The sequence below is a fragment of the Kribbella antibiotica genome, from assembly GCF_004349055.1.
Taxonomy (GTDB): Bacteria; Actinomycetota; Actinomycetes; order Propionibacteriales; family Kribbellaceae; genus Kribbella; species Kribbella antibiotica.
Genome location: NZ_SMKX01000094.1, coordinates 12,270 through 33,529, shown reverse-complemented (window position 1 = coordinate 33,529; position 21,260 = coordinate 12,270). Strand labels below are relative to the sequence as shown.

Genomic DNA, 21,260 nt, shown 5'->3' with positions numbered 1-21,260 from the left:
GGGCAATGGGGCGTGGGGAGATCTCTGAGCCGTTCGGGATCAGTTTTGCGGACAAGCCGGTACCGGCGTTGCGGTTCTTGCTGCAAGAGGGCTTCAAACCGAGCGGAGTGGTCGAGCATCTGCCGGACGGGCTGACGCTCGGGATGACACCGTGGTTCACCGAGGTCGTATTCGAGCTGACCGGAACAGAGGCCGTCGCGGTCCTCTACCGGATCTCGAAGGACGACGAGTACGACCTGGTGGTGGCCTGTCTCGGGGAGATCGTCGAACCGTTCTTCAGGCTGCTCGAGGGGCGCGACTACGGCGACGAACTCAGCAAGCTAGTGCAGCTGCATTGGCCCCAGCAGTACGAAATGCTGCGACTCAGTACGGCGCGAGTCCCCGGCGCGCGGGTGATGTTCACAGTGCACACGCCGCAGCGGGTTCAGTGGGTGGTCGCCGATCATCTACGGGTCGGCGACGAGTTCTCCTCGGCGCAGGTGACCAGCCTGATCGGCGCGGCGCTGCAGACCTTCCTCAGGTTCTGCCAACCCTATGACCTGCCCGGCATCGTTCCCGTCCTCGGCGGACCGGATCTGGTGTCCCGCCGGCTCAAGGCGATCTCCGGCATGATCGGCAACCTGAACGGGATCAACGGCGCGTTCCAGGATGGCTTCGACGCCGGCGACATCATCGGGTTGGCCAAGGACGCCTGGGAATTCGTGCAAGGCGCCGACGAGCTGAGGCGGTCCCGGAAATGAGCGACACACTGGCGTTCACGCCCATCCCGCACGTGCTGTCCGACGACGAGGTGCCGTTCGTCTTGTCGCTGGCTCCTGACCCGCGGCGATTCCAAGAGCTCGGCGGAGCGCGGTACCGGCGCGGCACCGACCGCTACACGATCGAATGGCCGCTCGAAACGATCGGTCTCCGGGCAGTGGTGATGAACGTGGAGGGCATCAGCTACCTCACGGCCAACGCCGGCCCGCTGCTGACGGATTGGTGGCCGGTACTGCGGCGAGGCGCGGGTAGTCCGGACCGCCCGTTGGTGTCCGCATGTCTTGCTGGGGAGAAGATCACCATGCAGGCAAGCATCGGGGCCATCGACCTCACCATCGTGCCTTCGGCCGGAGACGTCGATTACACCTTGGTCGTTCTCGGCCTCGGCCACGGCTTCGCCTCCGACGAGATGGTCGTGGCTCACCACGCGTCGCTGGCTGCCATCAAGGTCGCGCTGCTGCTCGGCGCCGAGTACCGCACGCTCGTCGACACCGTCCCCGACATGGGCGTACCGGCCGGCGACGGAACGATCGACCTGGTCACCATGCTCGATCTCGCCGCCGAGATCGCCGCCCAGATCACCTGGTCGCCCAAACCACGCTGAATCCGCTAGTCCTGGTAGGCGTAGTACTGGAGGAACATGTCGACGCCGGTGTCGATGAGCCGACTGGTGGTGTGTGGGTCGACGGTGGCGCCGTACGTGCTGTGGACGAGGTGGGGATAGAGGACCAGCGCGTACAACTGGACGATCGCGGTGTCGATGTCGGGCATGGTCAGCCGGTCGTCGGCGATGAGGCGTTCGAAGGCGGCGGCAAGCGCGGGCGCGGCGCGGTCGGGGCCGTGCTCTCGCCAGGCGTTGCCGAGCTCGGGGAAACGCCGCACCTCGTTGGTGACGAGATGGCGTAGGGCCACCAGGTCGGGCTCGGTCATGCTGGTGACCCACTCGGTTGCGGTCCACTTCAGCGCGGCTCGTAGGTCGCGGGACTCTGCCAGGCGTTGCGCCGTACCGGAGATGACGTCGGCGAGCGCGCCTTCCAAAGCGTCACCGATGACGGCTTTGAACAGCGTTTCCTTGTTGCCGTAGTGGTTGTAGACAGTCACCTTGGAAACGCCGGCCGCTGCCGCGATCGCGTCCACCGCGGCATCGAACCCGTCCCGGACGAACGCCGTACGCGCCGCTGCGATGATCGCCTCCCGCTTGCGCGCCGCCCGGTCGCCGGTGAGCACCTTCGGTGAACTCTGCGTCATGTCCGCAGCTTAGCAGAGACATGAACTGAACGGTTGAGTTCATGTGAACTGAGTCGTACAGTTCAGAGCATCCCCCCAGGAGGAATCATGGACCGCAGAAAATCCGCAGGCCTCGCGCTACTGTCCTTCGCCATGCTGATCGTCTCGCTCGATCAGTACATCGTGGTCGTCGCCCTCCCCGAGATCGGCCGCGAGCTCGGCTACTCCGCCCAGACTCTCCAGGCGGTGATTAGCGCCTACGCCATCGCCTCCAGCGGCTTCCTGCTGCTCGGTGGCCGCGCCGCCGACCTGCTCGGCCGACGCCGGGCGTTGATGGCCGGCCTAATCCTGTACGCCGTTGCCTCGCTGGCAGGCGGCCTGGCCACCGAACCGGCCTGGCAGCTGACCGCCCGCGCGGTCCAGGGACTCGGTGGCGCACTGGTCTTCCCCAGCACGCTGGCCATCATCAACACCACCTTCGCGGAAGGCCGCGAACGGAACCGCGCGCTGGGGATCTGGGGCGGTTCCGGCGCCGCCGGCCTGGTGATCGGCGTACTCCTGGGCGGCGCGCTCACTCGCCTGTTCGGCTGGGAGTCCGTGTTCTTCGTGAACATCCCACTAGCCGGTTTGGCGCTCTGTCTCGCGGTGCCGCTGCTCGATGCGGGACCGCCGCGGGACACCAAGCGGTCGTTCGACCTGCCGGGCGCCCTGACCGTGACCGGCGCGGTCACGCTGCTCGTGTTCTCGCTCGTCCAGGGACCGGCCCTCGGCTGGACCTCGCCGTGGATCCTCTTGGCGGCGACTGCGGGAGTCTTGCTAGCGATCGCCTTCGTCCGCATCGAACGACGCAGTCCGGATCCCCTGGTTCCGCCGTACCTGTTCCGCAACCGCGCGCTGACCGCGGCAATGGCGATCGCCTTCCTCTTCATGGCGACATTCGGTTCCCTGCTGTACTTCCTGTCCATCTACTTCCAAGACGTCCGCGGCTACGACCCGCTCCAGACCGGGCTCGCGTTCCTGCTCCCCACCGCGGTCGTCGTGGCAGGTTCGACGTACGCCGGACAGGCCGTGACCCGCTTCGGGCTGCGCCGTACCCTGATCGTCGCTCTGGCCATCGGCGCCGCCGGCGCGATCGCACTCGGCGTCGGGATGTCGACGGGTGATTCGTATGCCGCACTCACACCAGGCCTGGTGGCAGTCAGCCTCGGGGACGGCGCAGTCTTCACGATGATGTTCATCGCCGCAGCCACTGGCGTCTCCGACCGCACCCAGGGCGTCGCGTCCGGCATGGTCTCCACGAGCTCAGGCATCGGTGCCGTCGTCGGTCTCGCCGCTCTCGTCCTCGTGGCCAACGCACACACGTCAGGCCTCGTCGGCGAAGAGCTGCACATCGCAGCAGCCAACGGAATCCGGAACACCGTCTTCGTCATCGGAGGCGGAATCCTGCTCACCCTGCTCTTCGCCCTCAGGCTGCGCAAGCCCGCGCCCGTCTGCACCACGGCATGCGAGGCTGAGCCGCATGGATGAGCGGCTTGCGGGCGGGTTCGACGGCGGGGCGTCGTTGGTCGACGGAGTGGTACGGCGTACTGCGGGGAGCTGGACCTCCTCGGTTCACGCACTGCTAGCCCATCTGGAGGCGGCCGGATTCTCTGGGGCACCACGGGCATTTGGGGTCGACGCCGACGGACGGGAGATGGTCAGCTTCCTGCCCGGGCAGACGGTCGGGAACGCGCGGCCGTGGCCGTCTTGGACACATAGCTCCTCGGCACTGACGGACGTTGCCCAGTGGCTGCGGCGCTATCACGCGGCCGTTGCCGACTTCGTTCCGCCGTACGACGCATCCTGGCGCGAAGGCGATGTCTGGCAGCCCGGCATGATCATCGCGCACAACGACGCGGCGCCGTACAACGCAGTGTGGGACGCCGAGGGCCTGATCGGCTTCGTCGACTGGGACATGGCCGGGCCGGTACGCCCCGAGCTGGATGTCGCCTGGATGGCATTCTCCTGGACGCCCCTGCACGCTCCACATGTCGTGGCCGCTGAAGGTTTCACCGACCTAGACTCGCGCCTGCCGCGGCTGTCTCACTTCCTGCGCGAGTACCGCTGGCAAGGCACCACCGACGACGTCCTCGATCTCGTCGCCGAGCGCCTCACGCTCCAGCTGACTGTGATGAAGCAAGCCGCCGCAACCGACGCCACCTACCAACGCATGCTGGATGCCGGCCGCGACCAGGACCTGACGGTTGCCCTGAACCAGCTAGCAAGCCTTCGGACTTCTTGAGGATCTGGCCAATCGAGCGCCACAACTATTCAGATCCGTACAGCTTGGCGTCGGGGCCCTTGGCGCGGAGGAGTATGTCGGCGAGATCGCCTTCGTCGCGGAAGCCGTAGCGGGCGTTGACTTCTTCCAGACAGGCGGCGAAGACCTCCGAGGGCGGGCCGGGTTCGTAGACCACCCTTTCTTTGGTGTCGATGATGGGGTTCTTGGCGACGTTGGGGTCCCAGGGGTAACCGCGGGCGTTGACGCAGTCGGTCAACTGCTGTTGGCGTCGTTCATCGAACCCGTTGATCGATTTCTTGACCGATTGCGGGATTTGCTGGGCGGTCTCGAGATGCAGGTAGGCAGCCTGGAGGCCAGTGACGTTGCCACTGCGAGTGAACTCTCCATTGACGCGGACTACCTGTATGTCGAAGGGGGCGAGGATGTCGTTGGCGGTGACTTCGTCTTCGGTCAGCGGCTCGCTGTTGGGTGGTTGGGACATGAGCACCTCCTCGGTACGCCGGCAGTTGGTCAGAGCGTGAGTTTGGGGTGGCGGTTGACGTCCTTGTAGAGGAGGTAGCGGAAGGGGCCGGGTCCGCCGGCGTAGCAGGCTTGGGGGCAGAAGGAGCGGAGCCAGAGGAAGTCGCCGGCTTGGACTTCTACCCAGTCCTTGTTCAGGAGGTAGACCGCCTTGCCCTCAAGGATGTAGAGGCCGTGTTCCATGACGTGGGTTTCGGGGAACGGGATGACGCCGCCGGGCTGGAAGCTGACGATGTTGACGTGCATGTCGTGGCGGACGTCGTCGGGGTCGGCGAAGCGTTGCGTTTTCCAGGCTCCGTCGGTGCCGGGCATGGGGATGCCTTCGACGTCGGTTTCGTTGGTGACAAAGGCATCCGGTACGTCGATGCCGTCGATCCGCTCGTAGGCCTTGCGGATCCAGTGGAAGGTGCACGGGGTATCGGCGTGGTTGTGGACGGTCCAGTCGAGGCCTGGGGGTATGAAGGCGTAGCCGCCTGGGGTCAAGGCGTGTTGCGAGCCGTCGATGGTCACGGTGATGTTGCCGTTGACAACGAAGAGGACGGCTTCGGCGGTGAGATCGGTTTCGGGGTTGGTGCTGCCGCCGCCGGGGGCGACTTCGACGATGTATTGGGAGAAGGTTTCGGCGAAGCCGGAGAGGGGGCGGGCTATCACCCAGAGGCGGGTGTTGTCCCAGAAGGGGAGGCGGCTGGTGACGATGTCGCGCATGGTGCCGCGTGGGAGGACGGCGTAGGCCTCGGTGAAGACTGCGCGGTCCGTGGTGAGGTCAGTCTGCGCGGGTAGGCCGCCTTGCGGCGCGTAATAGTTCATTGGGGTGCTCCTCGGGTCAGCAGGCGGCCTGAAGGGGTGGACGAGACCGGTACGCCGCGAAGCCAGGTACTGCGGACTTCGCCGTACAGGGTGCGGCCGTCGTACGGGGTGATGGGGTTCTTGTGGTGCAACGCGGCGGCATCGACGAGGACAGGGCTGTCGGGGGCCAGGACGCAGAGGTCGGCGTCGGCGCCTAGCTCGATGCGACCCTTGGCAAGAAGACCCGTCTGGACGGCGGGCGCCAACGACATCCAGCGGACGACGTCGGAGAGAGTGAAGCCGCGGCGGCGGGCTTCGGTCCAGACGGCGGCGAGGCCTAGTTGGAGCGAGGCGATGCCGCCCCAGGCGGTGCCGAAGTCGCCGGTGTCGAGGTGTTTGAGGTCGATCGTGGACGGCGAGTGGTCGGAGACGACCAGGTCGATCGTGCCGGCGCGCAGGCCCTCCCAGAGGAGGTCGCGGTTCGCGGCCTCGCGGATCGGCGGACAACACTTGTACTGCGTAGCGCCGTCGGGGATCTCCTCGGCCGCGAAGGTCAGATAGTGCGGGCAGGTCTCGGCGGTGATGCGGACGCCGTCGGATTTTGCGGCGGCGATGAGGGGTAGGACCTCGGCGCTGGAAACGTGCAGGATGTGGACTCGACAGCCGGTCTGGCGAGCGAGATCGATGACCTGGGCAACGGCTTTGTTCTCGGCCGAACGTGGGCGGGAGTGCAGAAAATCCCGGTACGACGCGCCGCGCGGCGGCGGAGCGTGATCGATGCTGTGGGCATCTTCTGCATGCACGATCAGCAACCCGTCGAACGAACTCAGCTCGCGCATGGCCGCTTCCAGCTGAACCGCATCGAGCGGCGGGAACTCGTCGACCCCTGAGTGCAGCAGGAAGCACTTGAACCCGAAGACGCCGGCATCGTGCATCGGGCGGAGGTCCGCGAGGTTGCCGGGGATCGCGCCGCCCCAGAAGCCGACGTCGACGTACGCCTGCGGCGCGGCGGTGTCTCGCTTCAAAGCCAACGCCGGTACGTCGCAAGTCGGCGGAAGGCTGTTGAGCGGCATGTCGATGATCGTGGTGACGCCACCGGCGGCTGCGGCTCTGGTTGCGGAGGTGAAGCCTTCCCACGCGGTGCGGCCGGGGTCGTTCACGTGGACGTGCGAGTCGACGAGGCCGGGTAGCAGCACCTCGTCGTCCGCTAGGCGGATGTCCTCGGTCGCCACGAGCTCGGCGTCGTACGGGGCGAGGGCAACTATTCGGCCGTCGCGGATCCCGATGGCACCTGCTTGTTCGCCTGCGGCTCGTACCACTCGTCGAGCTCGGATCACCAGATCTAGTCCAGTCACGCGCTGCCCTCCCCGGTTTCCGCCATCGTAAGGTGCTCGCTGGCCAACTGCTCGGCGAGTTTGACGAGCAATGGGATGGGATCTGCGATACACCGCTCGACGTCGGGCTCCAGGTCGGTGAGGGCGTAGGCCGCTTGTACGCCGATTGTGGCCAACCCAGCGGGGTCCAGGTTGTTCACTCCGCAGACGGCAACTACCGGTACGGCGGATGCTGCGGCTGCGATTCCGGCGACTGCCTTGCCGCGTAGGGTCTGGTCGTCTAGAGCGCCCTCACCCGTGATGACCAGGTCAGCGCCGACGAGGTGGTCGCGGAAGCCGACCATGTCCAGCATGAGGTCGATGCCTGGGCGCAGTTCGGCGCCGAGCAGGGCTAGTGCGGCGAAGCCGACGCCGCCTGCGGCTCCTGCTCCTGGGGTGTCGCGGAGGTCGTGTCCGGTCGCTGCGGCTACCTGGTCGGCCCACTGCGTGAGTCTGGTGTCTAGGGCGGCCACCTGGGTCGGTGAGGCGCCCTTCTGGGGGCCGTAGACGGCTGCTGCGCCGCGTGGTCCTGTGAGTGGGTTGTCGACGTCGCATGCGACCACCACGCGTACACCGTCGAGCCGGGCTCGCAGTGCGGCGAGATCGAGCACCTCACCGCCGGCTAGAGCTCGGACTAGGCCCGTACCGCCGTCAGTCGAGGCACTGCCGCCTATGCCGAGGCTCAGCTGGCTGCAGCCGACGTCGATGGCTGCGGCGATGAGTTCACCGCAGCCGTAGGAGGATGCGGTCATCGGGGCGAGTTCGCCGGGCAGGCGGACCAGGCCGCAGACATCTGCGAGCTCTACAACCGCGGTGTCCCCACGCCGCGCGTAGCCCGAGCGGACCGGCAATCCAGTGGGTCCAGCGGCGTCCACTGGCACCAGGCTGTAGCCGGCCGCTACAGCTGCGGCCAGTGTGCCGTCACCGCCGTCAGCCACCGGTACGGCGACCACGGTCGCGCCGGGGTGGACTCGTCGTACCCCGGTGGCGACCGCAGCGGCCACCTGAGCGCTGGTCAGCGAGCCCTTGAACTTGTCGGAGGCAACGACCACCCGCAGCATCAGTCGAGCAGGGCTAGCGCGGTCGGCGCATCGGCAGGATCGATCGCCAGGTCCTCGAACTCGATGATGTTGTCGATCTCGACACCCATCGACACGTTGGTGATGCGCTCCAGGATGACCTCGACGATGATCGGGACCTGGTGCTCGACCATCAGCTTCTTCGCCTGTTCGAGCGCGGGCAGGATGCCGTCGGGCTCGGTGACGCGGAGGGCCTTGCAGCCAAGCCCTTCGGCGACCTTGAGGTGGTCGACGCCGTAGCCGTTGAGCTCAGGACTGTTGATGTTCTCGAACGAGAGTTGAACACAGTAGTCCATGTTGAATCCACGTTGAGCCTGTCGAATCAACCCTAGATAAGAGTTGTTCACCACGACGTGGATGTACGGGATGTTGAACTGCGCCCCGACCGCCAGCTCCTCGATCAGGAACTGGAAATCGTAGTCTCCGGACAACGCGACCACCGTGCTGTCAGGCTCCGCGACAGCGACGCCGAGGGCAGCGGGGAGGGTCCAGCCGAGTGGACCGGCCTGGCCGGCGTTGATCCAGTGGCGCGGTTGGTAGACGTGAAGCATCTGCGCGGCCTGGATCTGCGACAACCCGATCGTCGTCACGTAACGAGTGTCCGGTCCGAACGCGCGGTTCATCTCCTCGTACACACGCTGCGGCTTGATCGGTACGGCGTCGAAGTGGGTCCGCCGCTGCAAGGTCGCGCGACGCTCACGGCATTCCGCCGCCCACGCCGTACGGTCAGGCAACCGTCCAGCCGAGGCCCACTCACGGGCAACCTCGACGAAGACCTCAAGTGCAGCCCCCGCATCCGACACGATCCCCAACGCTGGTGCGAAGACTCGACCGATCTGCGTCGGCTCGATGTCAACGTGGATGAACTGTCGTCCAGACGTGTACACATCCAGTCCACCTGTGTGCCGGTTGGCCCAGCGGTTACCGATCCCCAGTACGACGTCAGACGCGAGCATGGTCGCGTTGCCGTACCGATGTGAGGTCTGCAGGCCGACCATGCCCGCACTCAGCGGGTGGTCGTCGGGGATCGCGCCCCACGCCATCAGGGTCGGCACGACGGGGATACCCGTCAGCTCGGCGAATTCGACCAGCAGGTCGGCTGCGTCAGCGTTGATGATTCCGCCACCGGCAACGATCAACGGATGATCAGCATTGATCAACATCGTCAATACTTTCTCGGCCTGCAGTCGAGTTGCGGCCGGACGCGCGAGCGGCAACGGCTCATAGGCATCGATGTCGAACTCGATCTCGGCCAGCTGCACATCAATCGGCAGATCCACCAGCACCGGACCCGGCCGCCCGGATCGCATGATCTGGAAGGCCTTCTGGAACGTCCCCGGCACCTGCGCGGCCTCCATCACCGTGACCGCCCACTTGGCCACCGGCGCGGCAATCGACGAGATATCGACCGCCTGGAAGTCTTCCTTGTGCAGCTTGGCGACCGGCGCCTGGCCGGTAATACAGAGGATCGGGATCGAGTCCGCGGACGCCGAATACAGTCCGGTGATCATGTCGGTTCCCGCCGGCCCCGACGTACCGATGCAGATGCCGATGTTGCCGGCGCGCGCTCGGGTGTAGCCCTCGGCCATGTGCGACGCGGCCTCGACGTGGCGGGCCAGCACGTGGCGGATACCACCGTGGGCGCGCATCGCGCTGTAGAAGGGATTGATCGCGGCACCCGGCAGTCCGAACGCTTGCGTCGAGCCCTCCTTCTCCAGGATGAGGACCGCGGCGTCGACTGCACGCATGCGCGGCATCAGTTCACAGCCTTTCCGGACAGCCGCTCAACGCCACGCAGCAGGGCGGAGTGGTCGAGCCCACCGTCGCCGTTGACCCGCGCCGATGCGACCAGCTGCGCAACCAAAGACCCCAGCGGTACGACGACGCCAGCCTCCCGAGCCGCGGCCGTGACGATGCCCATGTCCTTGTGGTGCAAGTCGATCCGGAACCCGGGCTCGAAGGTGCGCGACAACATATTCGCCTTCTTCTGCTGAAGGACAGTCGAACCGGCAAGCCCTCCCCCGAGGACTTCGAGCGCAGCTTCGGTGTCGACGCCGTAGGCCTCCAGGAAGACGACGGCCTCCGCAACGGCCTGGATGTTCGCGGCCACGATCAGCTGGTTAGCAGCCTTGACCGTCTGCCCCGAGCCGCTCGGCCCCACGTGGACCACAGTCTTGCCGACCACGTCGAACAACGACTTGGCCGCAGCGAAGTCTTCCGCTGATCCACCGACCATGATCGACAGTACGGCGTTCTTCGCGCCGGCCTCGCCGCCCGAAACCGGGGCATCCAGCAGCCGAAACCCCAGCGCCTGCGCCTGCGCGGCGAGCTGCTGAGTGACGTCGGGGCGGATGCTGGAGAAGTCGATGATCAGCGTGCCCGTCTCGGCCTCCTGGAAGACGTCGTCGAGCACCTCCTGGACATCCGGCGAGTCCGGAACCATCACGCAGACCACGTCGGCACCCTTGACCGCGTCGGCGATCGAGTCCGCAGCGCGGCCGCCTGCCGCAACCAGCTCGGCAGCTCGCTCAACACTCCGATCAAGCCCGGCAACTGTGTACCCGGCTTGAGCAAGATGGACGGCCATCGGGTTTCCCATGATGCCTAGACCGATGAAAGCAATGTTTGTCATGTTGTCTCCTCCACAGAAAGTCAGCGACGTCGCGAGAACGGGAGCCAGCCGAAGGACTCCTCGGTGCTGGTGGTCGGCTTGTACTCAAGCCCGACCCAGCCGGAATACCCCTGAGCCTCAAGCGCGGTCAGTTGCTGGTCGAGCGGCAAGGTGCCGGATCCGGGCTCGCCCCGCCCCGGCGCGTCAGCGATCTGCACGTGAGCGATCCGCGAGGTGTGCTCGGCGATCACCCGCTCAACGTCATCCCCGTTGACCGCAAGGTGATAGAGATCGGCCAACAGACCAAGATTCGGTACGGCGACCCGGTCGATCACCGCCAGCGCATCAGCGGCTAACCGAAGCGGATACCGCTCGGCGCCGCTGACCGGCTCAAGCAGCACGGTCGCCCCAATCGCGGCCGCAGCCCGAGCTGCCAGGGCGAGGTTCTCCGCAGCGACCTCGTCCTGCTCCGCGGCCGTCACGTCGTCGAGCCGGTTGCCGTAGAGCGCGTTGAATCCAGCCGTGCCGAGCCGCGAACCAATCCCCACCACAACGTCGACGTTGTCGCGGAACTCCCCCGCCCGCTTCGGCCAGGACACCAGCCCGCGATCCCCACCAGCCATGTCGCCGGCAAAGAAGTTCAGCCCAGTCAGCTGAACCCCAGCGTCAGAAACCGCCGCGACGAACGCATCCACCTGCCGATCCGGCGGAACCGCCTCCACAAACGGCCACCAGAACTCGACCGCCCCGAACCCGGCCTTCCGAGCCGCCTCCGGACGCTCCAGCAGGGGCAGTTCGGTGAAGAGCAACGAGCAGTTCACCGTCGAGCGCAGCTGATGAGCCATGAACACGCCAACTTCCGCATTGTGGAATTCGAATTCTGTTCTGCGAAATGACCATAAGTTCGCAACGAACCAGCCGTCAAGCGCTCACGTACGCACGTACGCGTTGTACGTTCCTCTAAAGGCAGACCCACGAGCCTGAACAGGCACAAACCCAGGAGGTACGGCGTGCTGCTGTCGGAGTTACTGGATGCGCCGGAGCTCGGCCTGCGCCTGGTGCACGCCGCCGGCAACGCCCTCGATCGCCCAGTCGGCCGACTCGTCACCACGGATCTCCTCGACCCCGGCCGCTATCTGAGCGGCGGTGAGGTCGTCCTGACCGGCCTGGTCTGGCGGCGACGCCCACTCGACAGCGAGCTGTTCGTGGCCTCGATGGCCACCCGCGGCGCCACGACGATCCTGGCCGGGCGCGCGCAACTGGGCGACGTACCGGCTGATCTTCTCGACGCTTGTCAGCGGCACGAGGTCACGCTGATCGAGGTGCCGGTCGAGGTGGCGTTTGCCGATATCACCGAGTACGTCGCCGCTGCGGGGTCGGCGGAAACCGGGGCGCGGCTGTCCGCGAGCCTTGTCCGGCAGCGGCAACTGTTGTCGTCGATCGCGGCCGGCCGCAGCCTGGATGAGCTCGCTGCGCGGATTTCCACCGAGATCGGGCACGACTGCCGGGTGCTTACCGCGACCGGGCGGCACGTCGTACCGGGTCCTGGGGAGTTGCCGGACGACGTCCTCGACGCGATCACTCGCCGGTTCCTGACCGCTGATCGAACACCAGCGACCACAACAGACGGGACGTACAGCCTGTTTCCGGTTGGATCCGGCCTCGGCAACCGACTGACGGCGTGGGTCCTGGTGATCGAGGGCGACCACACGACCTGGTCGCGCGATCATGTCGAAGCGGTGCATGAACTCTGCGCGATTGGGGCGTTGGACCGGGCCAGACGGGACGAAGGACGACGCGCGCTCAGGCCGTTGGTGGCCGACGCGTTGGCGCTGGTTGAGTCGGGCGCACCCCACATTGAGGTCGCCGCGCGGCTTCGGCAGGCCGGCGCGTACTCGGGTCGGCCGCTGGTCGTCGCGGTCGGTGAGCTGCGCGACGACGGGCCGAGCGAGGTCGCGCTCAGCCTGTTCGAGGACGTCGCGCTGACCGTCGGACCGGCCGTCGTCGCACCCGCGCGGGACGGCCTGTTGGTTGGGTTTCTGCCGGCCGCACCCGGCCTGCCGGAACAGCTCAGAAGGGCGTTCGGGCGGCTGGCTCCCGGCCTGCATCGGGCCCGGCTCGCGGTCGGCGTGAGCGGGGAAACGAGCGTTGACGCACTCTCCGGCGGGCTCGAGGAGGCTCGCTTCGCGCAGCGCGCGGCGGCGGGCAGCCGTGCGCCGGTCTCGGTCGTCACCTCCGACGAGGTGGCGTCGCACGTGCTGCTGCTCGCCACGCTGCCGGACGACGTCCGCCGTACCTACACCCAGCGGGTCCTAGGCCCAGTGATCGAGCAGGACCGCCGAACGAACGCCGAACTGCTCAGCACGCTCCAGGCCTTCCTCGGTTGCGACGGTTCCTGGACCCGTACGGCGGACCTTCTGCACCTGCACGTCAACACCGTTCGATACCGGATCGAACGCGTTGAGCAACTCACCGGTCGCGATCTGTCGACCCTCGAGAACCGGGTTGACGTGTTTCTCGCGCTGAAATCACTCTGATTGGTGGATCCTCCAAAGAGCGGGGGTCTCCGCCTGTCATCTTCGGAGGTTCCTCGGGTGCAATCCGGGTCGCTTCGGGCCGATGCTGGCGTGCAGGTCAAACCTGAGGAGCGATGTCCGATGAAGGCAGCCCGCACCAGCCGCCACCCTGTCGACCAGGTCCTGCCTCCCGGCAAACTTGTGGTGTACGGCGCTCAGCACGTGCTCGCGTTCTATGCCGGTGCCGTGATCGTGCCGATCCTGCTGGCCAGCTCGATCGGGCTCAGCACTGAACAGTTGATCCACTTGATCAATGCTGATCTGTTCACCTGTGGGATCGCGTCGATCATCCAGTCGGTCGGATTCTGGAAGGTCGGCGTCAAGCTGCCGCTGCTGCAGGGCGTGACGTTCACGGCGGTCTCGCCGATGATCGCGATCGGGCTCGCCGCGGGCGGCGGGACCGACGGCTTGCTGGTGATCTACGGCGCCGTACTGGTCGCCGGTCTCGTCACCTTCTTCATCGCGCCGTTCTTCAGCCGGCTGATCCGGTTCTTCCCACCGGTGGTGACCGGCTCGGTGATCACGATCATCGGCCTCGCCTTGCTGCCGGTCGCGGCCGGGGACGCCGTCGGCGGCGCGGGACCGGACGCGGCGCCGATGAGCGGCAAGAACATGGCTTATGCGCTCGGAACGCTCGCGCTGATCGTGCTCATCCAGCGGGTCTTCAAGGGCTTCATGGCAACCATCGCCGTACTGGCCGGGCTCGTGGTCGGGACCATGGTGGCATGGGCCTTCGGGGACGCCCACTTCGGCGCGGTCAGCGATGCGGCGTGGGTCGGGGTCACGCAGCCGTTCTACTTCGGCTGGCCCAAGTTCTCGCTGGCGGCGATCATCTCAATGGTTGTCGTCATGTTGATCACTGCCGTCGAGACAACAGGCGACGTGTTCGCTACCGGCGAGATCGTCGAGAAGCGGATCGGTCGCGAAGACATTGCCAAGGCCCTCCGTGCCGACGGCCTGGCGACCACGATCGGCGGCATCTTCAACTCGTTCCCCTACACCTGCTTCGCGGAGAACGTCGGTCTGGTCCGGCTGACCCGGGTGCGCAGCCGCTGGGTGGTCGCGGCGGCCGGCGGGATCATGATCCTGCTCGGTCTGCTCCCGAAGGCCGGTGCGATCGTCGCCGGAATCCCGCATCCCGTGCTCGGCGGCGCCGCGCTGGCGATGTTCGCGACCGTCGCGGTGGTCGGCTTCCAGACTCTGGCGAAGGTCGACTTCAACGATCACCGCAACGTGGTGATCGTCGCGACCAGCGTCGGCCTGGCCATGTACGTCACCGCGCAACCGCAGGTCGCCCAGGCCGTACCGGATTGGGCCGAGATCATCTTCGGCAGCGGCATCACCCTCGGCTCCCTCACCGCAATCTTCCTCAACCTGCTGTTTCACCATGTAGGCAAGGACTTCGGGCCCGCCGTGGCCGGTCAGCCGGGTGACTCGATCCGTCTTGATCAAGTCAACAAGATGAGCCGCCAGGAGTTCGTCGACACCTTCGGCGAGCTCTTCCAAGGACCACGCTGGGCAGTCGAGCGCGCCTGGGAACTACGCCCGTACGCCGACACTCACGCGCTCCGACGGTCCTTCCAGGAGGCGCTGTTCTCCGGCTCCCGCGATGAGCAGCGCGAGCTCATCTCGTCGTATCCGCAGCTCGGTTCGCAGTTTGTCGCGGACGGTCTGAGCGGCCCGGCATCATTGCGGGATCAATCCGACAAGGGGCTGACCTTCCTGTCCGATCCTGACCGCGATGAGCTGGCCACGATCACCGAGGCCTATCGGGAACGGTTCGGTTTCCCGCTGGTGATCAGCGTGCGCGACGCCGATTCCTATGCCCGCATCCTCGAGCAGGGCCGCGTTCGGCTCGGCAACTGCGAGAACCAGGAACACGCCGCCGCACTGCTCGAGATCGCGAAGATCGCCGGCTACCGGTTCGACGACTACGTCTCCGCGGCCAACCCGATTCACAGTGCCCGATCCCGTTGGAGCAGCAACCGATGACCACGATCCCCGCGCTGAAGGTCAATGGCGAGCCGACCGCGATTGGCGCCGTACCGGTGCATACGTCCGTACTGGATTGGTTGCGTGATCGCGGCCTGACCGGCGCGAAGGAGGGTTGCGCTGAGGGCGAGTGTGGCGCGTGCTCGGTGCTGGTTGCGCGGCCGGGGACCGATACGCCGACCGAGTGGACCGCGGTGAACGCGTGTCTGCTGCCGATTGCCTCGCTTGATGGCCAGGAGGTTGTCACCTCCGAGGGGCTGGGGTCGCCGGCCGACCTGCATCCGGTCCAGTCGGAGATGGCGGTGCGGGGTGGTTCACAGTGCGGATTCTGTACGCCGGGGTTCGTGTGCAGCATGGCCGCGGAGTACTACCGGCCTGGACGGGCTGCTGGTTGCGGCGATCACGAGCATGGGCCGAACGGGTTTGACCTGCATTCGTTGAGCGGGAATCTGTGTCGGTGTACGGGGTATCGGCCGATTCGCGATGCGGCTTATGCGCTGGGGGATCCGGCGGCTGGTGACGTGCTTGCCTCGCGCCGCGATGCGCCGCCGCCGGCCGCTGCGGTCACCGGGATGGTAAGTGGTGAGGGGGAGTTTGTTCGGCCGGCGTCTTTGAGTGATGCGCTCGGGTTGTTGGAGCGGGAGGGCGCTCAGGTCGTTGCTGGGTGCACCGATACTGGTGTTCAGGTCAACATTTTTGGGTCGCGGCCGCCGCTGGTGATTGCGGTCGATCGGTTGGATGAGTTGCGAGAGTTCAGTTTTGGGCCGAGTGAGGTTCGGCTGGGCGCGGCATTGACGTTGACCGAGATCGAGCGCCGGTTGGCTGGTCGCGTACCGCTGCTGACTGCGCTGCTTCCGCAGTTTGCGTCGCGGTTGATTCGCAATGGGGCGACGATCGGGGGCAATCTCGGGACCGGGTCCCCCATTGGCGACACTCCCCCGGCGTTACTCGCGCTGGATGCGTCCCTGGTGCTCGCATCCCGGCGTGGTGAGCGGGTTGTGCCGCTGGCTTCGTACTTCACGGGGTATCGGCAGTCGGTGAAGGCAGCTGACGAGCTGATCACGACGATCATCATTCCGTTGCCATTGGCGCCGATGACTGCGTTCCACAAGATCGCGAAGCGGCGGTTCGACGACATCTCGAGTGTGGCGATCGGGTACGCCGTTGAGGTCGTGGACGGCGTTGTCCGGGATGCGCGGATCGGGCTTGGTGGGGTTGCGGCGACGCCGTTGCGGGCGCGGGCGACTGAGACGGCGTTGATCGGGCAGCCGTGGACCGAGTCGACGGTGCGGACCGTCGCTGCGGTGATGGCGGCAGAGGGTACGCCGATGGACGATCACCGGGCGAGTTCGTCGTACCGGTCGGCGATGCTCGGGCAGTCGCTGCTGCGGTTCTATTTCGGAGGGCTGGACGCATGAGTTTGTTGTCGGAACGGCCTGCGGTGGCGGTGGTCGGCGTACCGATGCCGCATGAGAGTGCTGCGCTGCATGTGACCGGGAAGGCGTTGTATACCGACGACCTGGTGCAACGGACGCGTGACGTCCTGCATGCGTGGCCGGTGCAGTCGCCGCATGCGCATGCGCGGATCACTGCGCTACGGGTGAAGCCGGCGTACGACGTACCGGGCGTAGTGCGCGTGTTGACGTCGGATGACGTGCCGGGGGTGAACGATGCCGGGGTGAAGCATGACGAGCCGCTGTTCCCGGGCGAGGTGATGTTCCACGGACATGCGATCTGCTGGGTGTTGGCGGAGACGCTAGAGGCCGCGCGGCTTGGTGCGTTGGCGGTCGAGGTCTCGTATGAGCCGCTGCCCTCGCTGGTGACGGTCCACGAAGCGATTGCGGCCGGGAGCTTCCAGGGGGCAGAGCGGCATCTCGAGCGCGGGGATGTGTCGGCTGCGTTGGCTGGTGCGGCCCAGGTGTTCCGGGGCGAGTTTGAGTTTGCCGGGCAGGAGCATTTCTATCTGGAGACGCACTCAGCCTTGGCTTTGGTTGACGAGTATGGACAGATCTTTGTCCAGTCCAGTACACAGCACCCGTCGGAGACGCAGGAGATCGTTGCGCATGTGCTGGGGCTGGCCAGTCACTCGGTGACTGTGCAGTGCCTGCGAATGGGCGGTGGGTTCGGCGGTAAGGAGATGCAGCCGCATGGGTTCGCGGCGATCGCGGCGCTGGGCGCGTCGCTGACCGGGCGGCCGGTGCGGCTGCGGCTGAACCGGACGCAGGACATGACGATGTCGGGTAAACGGCACGGTTTCCACAGCTCATGGACGGTCGGTTTCGACGCCGACGGTCGGTTGGTTGCGCTGGATGCGACCTTGACCGCCGATGGCGGGTGGAGTCTCGACCTGTCCGAACCCGTACTGGCGCGGGCAATGTGCCACATCGACAACGCCTACGAGATCCCGCATGTGCGCGTGGACGGGCGAGTCGCCAAGACAAACAAGACCTCGCAGACCGCGTTCCGTGGCTTCGGCGGTCCGCAGGGGATGCTGATCATCGAGGACATCCTTGGCCGGTGCGCCCCACTACTCGGGTACGACGCTCTGGAGCTCCGCCGGCGGAATCTCTATCAGCCGGGCGACTCGACGCCGTACGCGCAACCGGTGCGGCACGCGGATCGGCTGGAGTCCTGCTGGAGTCAGGTGCTGTCCGGTGGCGAGGTGGCTGCTCGGCAGGCTGAGATCGCGGCATTCAACGTTGCGCATCAACATGTGAAACGTGGACTCGGGATGACTCCAGTCAAGTTCGGTATCTCGTTCAACCTGACTGCGTTCAACCAAGCAGGCGCATTGGTCCATGTGTATAAAGACGGATCAGTATTGATCAATCACGGTGGCACCGAGATGGGTCAAGGTCTGCACACCAAGATGATGCAGGTTGCCGCGACTGCACTCGGCGTGCCGCTTTCGCGCGTTCGGCTCGCTCCCACTCGCACGGACAAGGTGCCGAACACTTCGGCGACCGCCGCATCGGCCGGCGCCGATCTCAACGGCGCCGCGGTGAAGAACGCATGCGAGCAGATCCGCGAGCGGCTGGCCCAGGTCGCCGGTGGGCGACTCGGGATCAGCCCGTCGGACGTGCGGTTCGCGGATGGCGTCGTACGGGGGTTGTCTGGGGACGGGCTACCGTGGAACGAACTGGTCGCGGCCGCGTATATGCAGCGAGTCCAGCTGTGGGCGGCCGGCTTCTACCGGACCGAGGGTCTGCACTGGGATGCGAACGCGATGCGCGGCGAACCCTTCAAGTACTTCGCGTACGGCGTTGCCGCGTCGGAGGTGGAGGTCGACGGATTCACCGGGGCGTATCGGCTGCGCCGGGTCGACATCGTGCACGACGTCGGCGACAGCTTGAGTCCGCTGATCGACATCGGGCAGATCGAAGGTGGTTTCGTTCAGGGCGCCGGGTGGTTGACGCTCGAGGATCTGCGGTGGGACGAGAGCACCGGTGAGCGGCGTGGGCGGTTGGCTACGCAGGCTGCGAGTACGTACAAGCTGCCGAGCTTCTCGGAGATGCCTGAGGTGTTCAACGTGCGGCTGCTGGAGAAGGCGCATGAGGACGGGGTTGTCTACGGCTCCAAGGCTGTTGGGGAGCCGCCGCTGATGTTGGCGTTCTCGGTCCGCGAGGCGTTGCGTCATGCGGCCGCGGCCTTTGGGCCGGCCGGGCTCAGCGTTGATTTGCCGTCGCCGGCCACTCCCGAGGCCGTCTACTGGGCGATCGAACGTGCTCGGGGAGGCGTTTCATGGAGTGGCTGAAGGCGATCCAGACTCTGCGCGCCGGGCGGCGGGCCGGGGTGCTCGTCACCGTGACGGAAGTTCGCGGGCATGCGCCGCGGGCGGCCGGAGCGAAGATGGTCGTTGCCCTGGACAACGTGTGGTCAACGGTTGGCGGGGGCAACCTTGAGGCGCTGGCAATCGAGCGTTCACGGGAGATGATCGCTGCTGAGATCACCGCTCCTGAGGTGCTCACCGCTGCACTGTCGGACAAGGCGCCGTACCAGCATGGGGTTCAGTGTTGTGGAGGCGAGGTCACTTTGCTGCTCGAACCGTTGCCGGTGGTGCCGTCCGTGGCGATCTTCGGGGTCGGCCATGTGGGGCTTGAGCTGGCGCGAATTCTCGCGCGGCACGATATTGAGCTGCACCTGGTCGATTCGCGTTCGGAACAACTGACCGCGGGGCGACTCGCCGTACTGGATGATGCAATCGCTCAAGTCCATGTGCACAACGTGCCGGTGCTGCCTGAGTTGGTTGTTGGCGAACTGCCGCCGGGCACACACGCGGTGATCATGACGCACGACCACGCCGAGGACGCGGCCTTGTGTGATGCCGCGATTCGCAACGAACACCTGGCCACGATCGGGTTGATCGGCTCCCGCGCCAAGTGGGCCCGCTTCCAGCGCAAGCTCGCCGAGGACGGCAACTCCGCCGAGTCGATCGCCCGGATCACTACTCCGATCGGAGTCCCCAGCGTTACCGGCAAGGAGCCGGCCGTCATCGCAGTCAGCGTCGCAGCGTGGCTGCTCGAACTGTTCACCGCCGAGCGTCGCCCTGCGCCGGCTCATCGTGAGGCAAAGGCATGACGATCTTCCGTGGCACCTTCATCGACATCCCGGAGAACCCGTTCTCCGGCGGTGCCCTCCGCGTCGACACCGACGCCGGACTCCTGGTCTCCGACGGGGTGATTGTTGCTCGCGGCCCGTTCCTGGAGATCCGCCGGGCGCATCCCGCCGAGCCGGTGGTCGACCTGACGGGCGGCATCGTGCTGCCAGGGTTCGTTGACTCGCACGTGCACTTCCCGCAGATCCGCTCGGTCGGCGGTCTCGGGCTGCCGCTGCTTGAGTGGCTGGACAAGTACGCGCTGCCCGAGGAAGCCCGGATGGCTGACGCGTCCTATGCGACCGGGGTGGCTTCGGAGTTTGTACGCGGGTTGGCTGCGGCTGGTACGACGTCTGCGCTGGTGTTTGGCGCGCATTACTCCGATGCGATGGATGCGTTGTTCGGCGCCGCGTCTGAGGTCGGGCTGCGGATCACTAGTGGGCTGGTGCTTAGCGATCGACTGCTGCGACCCGACCTGCTCACCACGCCGGTGCGTGCTTATGCCGAATCGCTTGCTTTGGCGAACCGCTGGCATGGGGTTGGGCGCAACCGGTACGCCGTGACTCCGCGGTTCTCGTTGTCGTGCACCGATGAGTTGCTGGCCACTTGCCATGAGCTGATGGAGGCTGTTCCGGGCGCGCTCTTCACGTCGCATGTGAACGAGAACGAGGCCGAGATCGCGACTGTCGCCGACTTGTTCGGTGGGGCGGACTACGTGACGACGTACGACCGGCACAACCTGGTTGACCGCCGTACCGTCCTTGCTCACAACGTCCACCCGACGGACGTGGAGTTGAAGCTGTTGGGGGTCAGCGGGGCATCGGTCGCACACTGTCCGACGAGCAACGCGGCGCTCGGCAGCGGTCTGTTCCCCCTGCACCGGCACCTCCAGCACGGCGTCCGCGTCGCGCTTGGCTCAGACGTCGGTGCGGGTGCCGGCTTCTCGCTCCTGAAGGAGGGGCTGCAGGCCTACTTCTGCCAACAACTCCTCGCCGACCAAGGCCGCCCCCTCACCGCCGCCCACCTCCTCTACCTGGCAACCACCGCCGGCGCTGAAGCCCTCAACCTCCCCGAGGTCGGCCACCTGAGCCCCGGCCAAGCCTTCGACGCCCAACTGATCCGCCCCGCCGAGGGCTCCCCCCTCGCGGTCGGCATCAGCCACGCCGAAGACCACGACGAAGCGGTGGCCCGAATTTTCACGCTAGGCACCACCACCGACGTACAAGCCGTCTGGATCAACGGCACGCTACTCACCCCCTGAGGGCGGACCGCCAACACTCACCAAGGTGGCGCCCGGGGCTTCGGGGCGGCGCGATTGAGCGTGAGGACGGCGGTACTAAGTGGTGCTGATGAGTGGGGGCGGTCCGGCCGACTCTCGAGCCGGCGGGCGGACCTGCATCACCGTCCAACCCTCCGCCCGCCCCGCTGTGGCGCACTCCCTGAGCGTGAACCGCCCGAACCGC

The 21,260-nt window shown here is 66.4% G+C and carries 18 protein-coding genes; 10 read left to right on the top strand and 8 right to left on the bottom strand.

The features are described from left to right. Positions 1-740: hypothetical protein (locus E1263_RS42870; RefSeq protein WP_165956762.1), on the top strand; the 740-nt coding region annotated here is incomplete at its 5' end. After that, a complete protein-coding gene (locus tag E1263_RS27275; RefSeq protein ID WP_132172369.1) occupies positions 737-1,363 on the top strand; it encodes a hypothetical protein in 627 nt (208 codons plus the stop codon). The genes E1263_RS42870 and E1263_RS27275, both read left to right, overlap by 4 nt. Positions 1,364-1,368: 5 nt before the next feature. On the opposite strand, the gene E1263_RS27270 is transcribed toward E1263_RS27275, so the two are convergent. Continuing rightward, positions 1,369-2,007, bottom strand: coding sequence for a TetR/AcrR family transcriptional regulator (locus tag E1263_RS27270; RefSeq protein WP_132172367.1), 639 nt, complete (start codon positions 2,005-2,007; stop codon positions 1,369-1,371). Positions 2,008-2,094: 87 nt separating this feature from the next. Between E1263_RS27270 and E1263_RS27265 the strand changes: the two genes are divergently transcribed. Further along, positions 2,095-3,513: an MFS transporter gene (locus tag E1263_RS27265; protein ID WP_132172365.1), complete on the top strand. Its 1,419-nt coding sequence runs from the start codon at positions 2,095-2,097 to the stop codon at positions 3,511-3,513. Then, positions 3,506-4,267, top strand: coding sequence for a phosphotransferase (locus tag E1263_RS27260; RefSeq protein WP_132172363.1), 762 nt, complete (start codon positions 3,506-3,508; stop codon positions 4,265-4,267). Before E1263_RS27265 ends, E1263_RS27260 begins: the two co-directional genes overlap by 8 nt. Positions 4,268-4,292: 25 nt before the next feature. Here E1263_RS27260 and E1263_RS27255 read toward each other — a convergent pair whose 3' ends face one another. Genes E1263_RS27255 through E1263_RS27225 form a run of 7 tightly spaced genes read right to left on the bottom strand, consistent with a single transcriptional unit; the run spans position 4,293 to position 11,480 of the window. Continuing rightward, a complete protein-coding gene (locus E1263_RS27255) occupies positions 4,293-4,748 on the bottom strand; it encodes a hypothetical protein (RefSeq protein ID WP_132172361.1) in 456 nt (151 codons plus the stop codon). A 29-nt stretch (positions 4,749-4,777) separates the two neighbouring features. Next, positions 4,778-5,593: a bifunctional allantoicase/(S)-ureidoglycine aminohydrolase gene (locus tag E1263_RS27250; protein ID WP_132172359.1), complete on the bottom strand. Its 816-nt coding sequence runs from the start codon at positions 5,591-5,593 to the stop codon at positions 4,778-4,780. Beyond that, complete coding sequence (gene allB, locus E1263_RS27245; RefSeq protein ID WP_132172357.1) at positions 5,590-6,927, bottom strand: allantoinase AllB; 1,338 nt, start codon at positions 6,925-6,927, stop codon at positions 5,590-5,592. Before allB ends, E1263_RS27250 begins: the two co-directional genes overlap by 4 nt. Continuing rightward, entirely contained in the window at positions 6,924-8,006 is a 1,083-nt protein-coding gene (locus E1263_RS27240) for a glycerate kinase (RefSeq protein WP_132172355.1), read from the bottom strand. The genes allB and E1263_RS27240 overlap by 4 nt, the downstream gene beginning before the upstream one ends. Then, complete coding sequence (gene gcl, locus E1263_RS27235) at positions 8,006-9,781, bottom strand: glyoxylate carboligase (RefSeq protein WP_132172353.1); 1,776 nt, start codon at positions 9,779-9,781, stop codon at positions 8,006-8,008. Before gcl ends, E1263_RS27240 begins: the two co-directional genes overlap by 1 nt. Continuing rightward, the gene (locus tag E1263_RS27230) at positions 9,781-10,656 is read right to left on the bottom strand and encodes a 2-hydroxy-3-oxopropionate reductase (RefSeq protein ID WP_132172351.1); all 876 of its coding nucleotides are present in this window, start codon (positions 10,654-10,656) and stop codon (positions 9,781-9,783) included. The genes gcl and E1263_RS27230 overlap by 1 nt, the downstream gene beginning before the upstream one ends. Positions 10,657-10,676: 20 nt before the next feature. After that, positions 10,677-11,480 carry a hydroxypyruvate isomerase family protein gene (locus tag E1263_RS27225; protein ID WP_132172349.1) on the bottom strand — a complete coding sequence of 268 codons (804 nt, stop codon included), beginning with the start codon at positions 11,478-11,480 and terminating at the stop codon, positions 10,677-10,679. 165 nt (positions 11,481-11,645) lie between these two features. On the opposite strand from E1263_RS27225, the gene E1263_RS27220 reads away from it, so the two are divergent. From E1263_RS27220 to E1263_RS27195, 6 genes are all read left to right on the top strand, one after another. Next, positions 11,646-13,172, top strand: a complete 1,527-nt coding sequence (locus E1263_RS27220) for a PucR family transcriptional regulator (RefSeq protein WP_132172347.1) — start codon at positions 11,646-11,648, stop codon at positions 13,170-13,172. A 120-nt stretch (positions 13,173-13,292) separates the two neighbouring features. Then, entirely contained in the window at positions 13,293-15,203 is a 1,911-nt protein-coding gene (uraD, locus tag E1263_RS27215) for a 2-oxo-4-hydroxy-4-carboxy-5-ureidoimidazoline decarboxylase (RefSeq protein ID WP_132172345.1), read from the top strand. Next, the gene (locus E1263_RS27210; protein WP_132172343.1) at positions 15,200-16,621 is read left to right on the top strand and encodes a xanthine dehydrogenase small subunit; all 1,422 of its coding nucleotides are present in this window, start codon (positions 15,200-15,202) and stop codon (positions 16,619-16,621) included. The genes uraD and E1263_RS27210 overlap by 4 nt, the downstream gene beginning before the upstream one ends. Continuing rightward, complete coding sequence (gene xdhB, locus E1263_RS27205; RefSeq protein WP_132172341.1) at positions 16,618-18,957, top strand: xanthine dehydrogenase molybdopterin binding subunit; 2,340 nt, start codon at positions 16,618-16,620, stop codon at positions 18,955-18,957. The genes E1263_RS27210 and xdhB overlap by 4 nt, the downstream gene beginning before the upstream one ends. Next, positions 18,945-19,781, top strand: a complete 837-nt coding sequence (xdhC, locus tag E1263_RS27200) for a xanthine dehydrogenase accessory protein XdhC (RefSeq protein WP_132172339.1) — start codon at positions 18,945-18,947, stop codon at positions 19,779-19,781. The genes xdhB and xdhC overlap by 13 nt, the downstream gene beginning before the upstream one ends. Next, positions 19,778-21,058, top strand: coding sequence for a guanine deaminase (locus tag E1263_RS27195; RefSeq protein WP_132172337.1), 1,281 nt, complete (start codon positions 19,778-19,780; stop codon positions 21,056-21,058). Before xdhC ends, E1263_RS27195 begins: the two co-directional genes overlap by 4 nt. Positions 21,059-21,260: the final 202 nt, after the last annotated feature.

Bases quoted from the DNA above. Each gene is read 5' to 3' on its own strand.
- E1263_RS27275 (WP_132172369.1), top strand. From the start codon at position 737: ATGAGCGACACACTGGCGTTCACGCCCATCCCGCACGTGCTGTCCGAC.
- E1263_RS27270 (WP_132172367.1), bottom strand. From the start codon at position 2,007: ATGACGCAGAGTTCACCGAAGGTGCTCACCGGCGACCGGGCGGCGCGC.
- E1263_RS27265 (WP_132172365.1), top strand. From the start codon at position 2,095: ATGGACCGCAGAAAATCCGCAGGCCTCGCGCTACTGTCCTTCGCCATG.
- E1263_RS27260 (WP_132172363.1), top strand. From the start codon at position 3,506: ATGGATGAGCGGCTTGCGGGCGGGTTCGACGGCGGGGCGTCGTTGGTC.
- E1263_RS27255 (WP_132172361.1), bottom strand. From the start codon at position 4,748: ATGTCCCAACCACCCAACAGCGAGCCGCTGACCGAAGACGAAGTCACC.
- E1263_RS27250 (WP_132172359.1), bottom strand. From the start codon at position 5,593: ATGAACTATTACGCGCCGCAAGGCGGCCTACCCGCGCAGACTGACCTC.
- E1263_RS27240 (WP_132172355.1), bottom strand. From the start codon at position 8,006: ATGCTGCGGGTGGTCGTTGCCTCCGACAAGTTCAAGGGCTCGCTGACC.
- gcl (WP_132172353.1), bottom strand. From the start codon at position 9,781: ATGCCGCGCATGCGTGCAGTCGACGCCGCGGTCCTCATCCTGGAGAAG.
- E1263_RS27230 (WP_132172351.1), bottom strand. From the start codon at position 10,656: ATGACAAACATTGCTTTCATCGGTCTAGGCATCATGGGAAACCCGATG.
- E1263_RS27225 (WP_132172349.1), bottom strand. From the start codon at position 11,480: ATGGCTCATCAGCTGCGCTCGACGGTGAACTGCTCGTTGCTCTTCACC.
- uraD (WP_132172345.1), top strand. From the start codon at position 13,293: ATGAAGGCAGCCCGCACCAGCCGCCACCCTGTCGACCAGGTCCTGCCT.
- E1263_RS27210 (WP_132172343.1), top strand. From the start codon at position 15,200: ATGACCACGATCCCCGCGCTGAAGGTCAATGGCGAGCCGACCGCGATT.
- xdhB (WP_132172341.1), top strand. From the start codon at position 16,618: ATGAGTTTGTTGTCGGAACGGCCTGCGGTGGCGGTGGTCGGCGTACCG.
- xdhC (WP_132172339.1), top strand. From the start codon at position 18,945: ATGGAGTGGCTGAAGGCGATCCAGACTCTGCGCGCCGGGCGGCGGGCC.
- E1263_RS27195 (WP_132172337.1), top strand. From the start codon at position 19,778: ATGACGATCTTCCGTGGCACCTTCATCGACATCCCGGAGAACCCGTTC.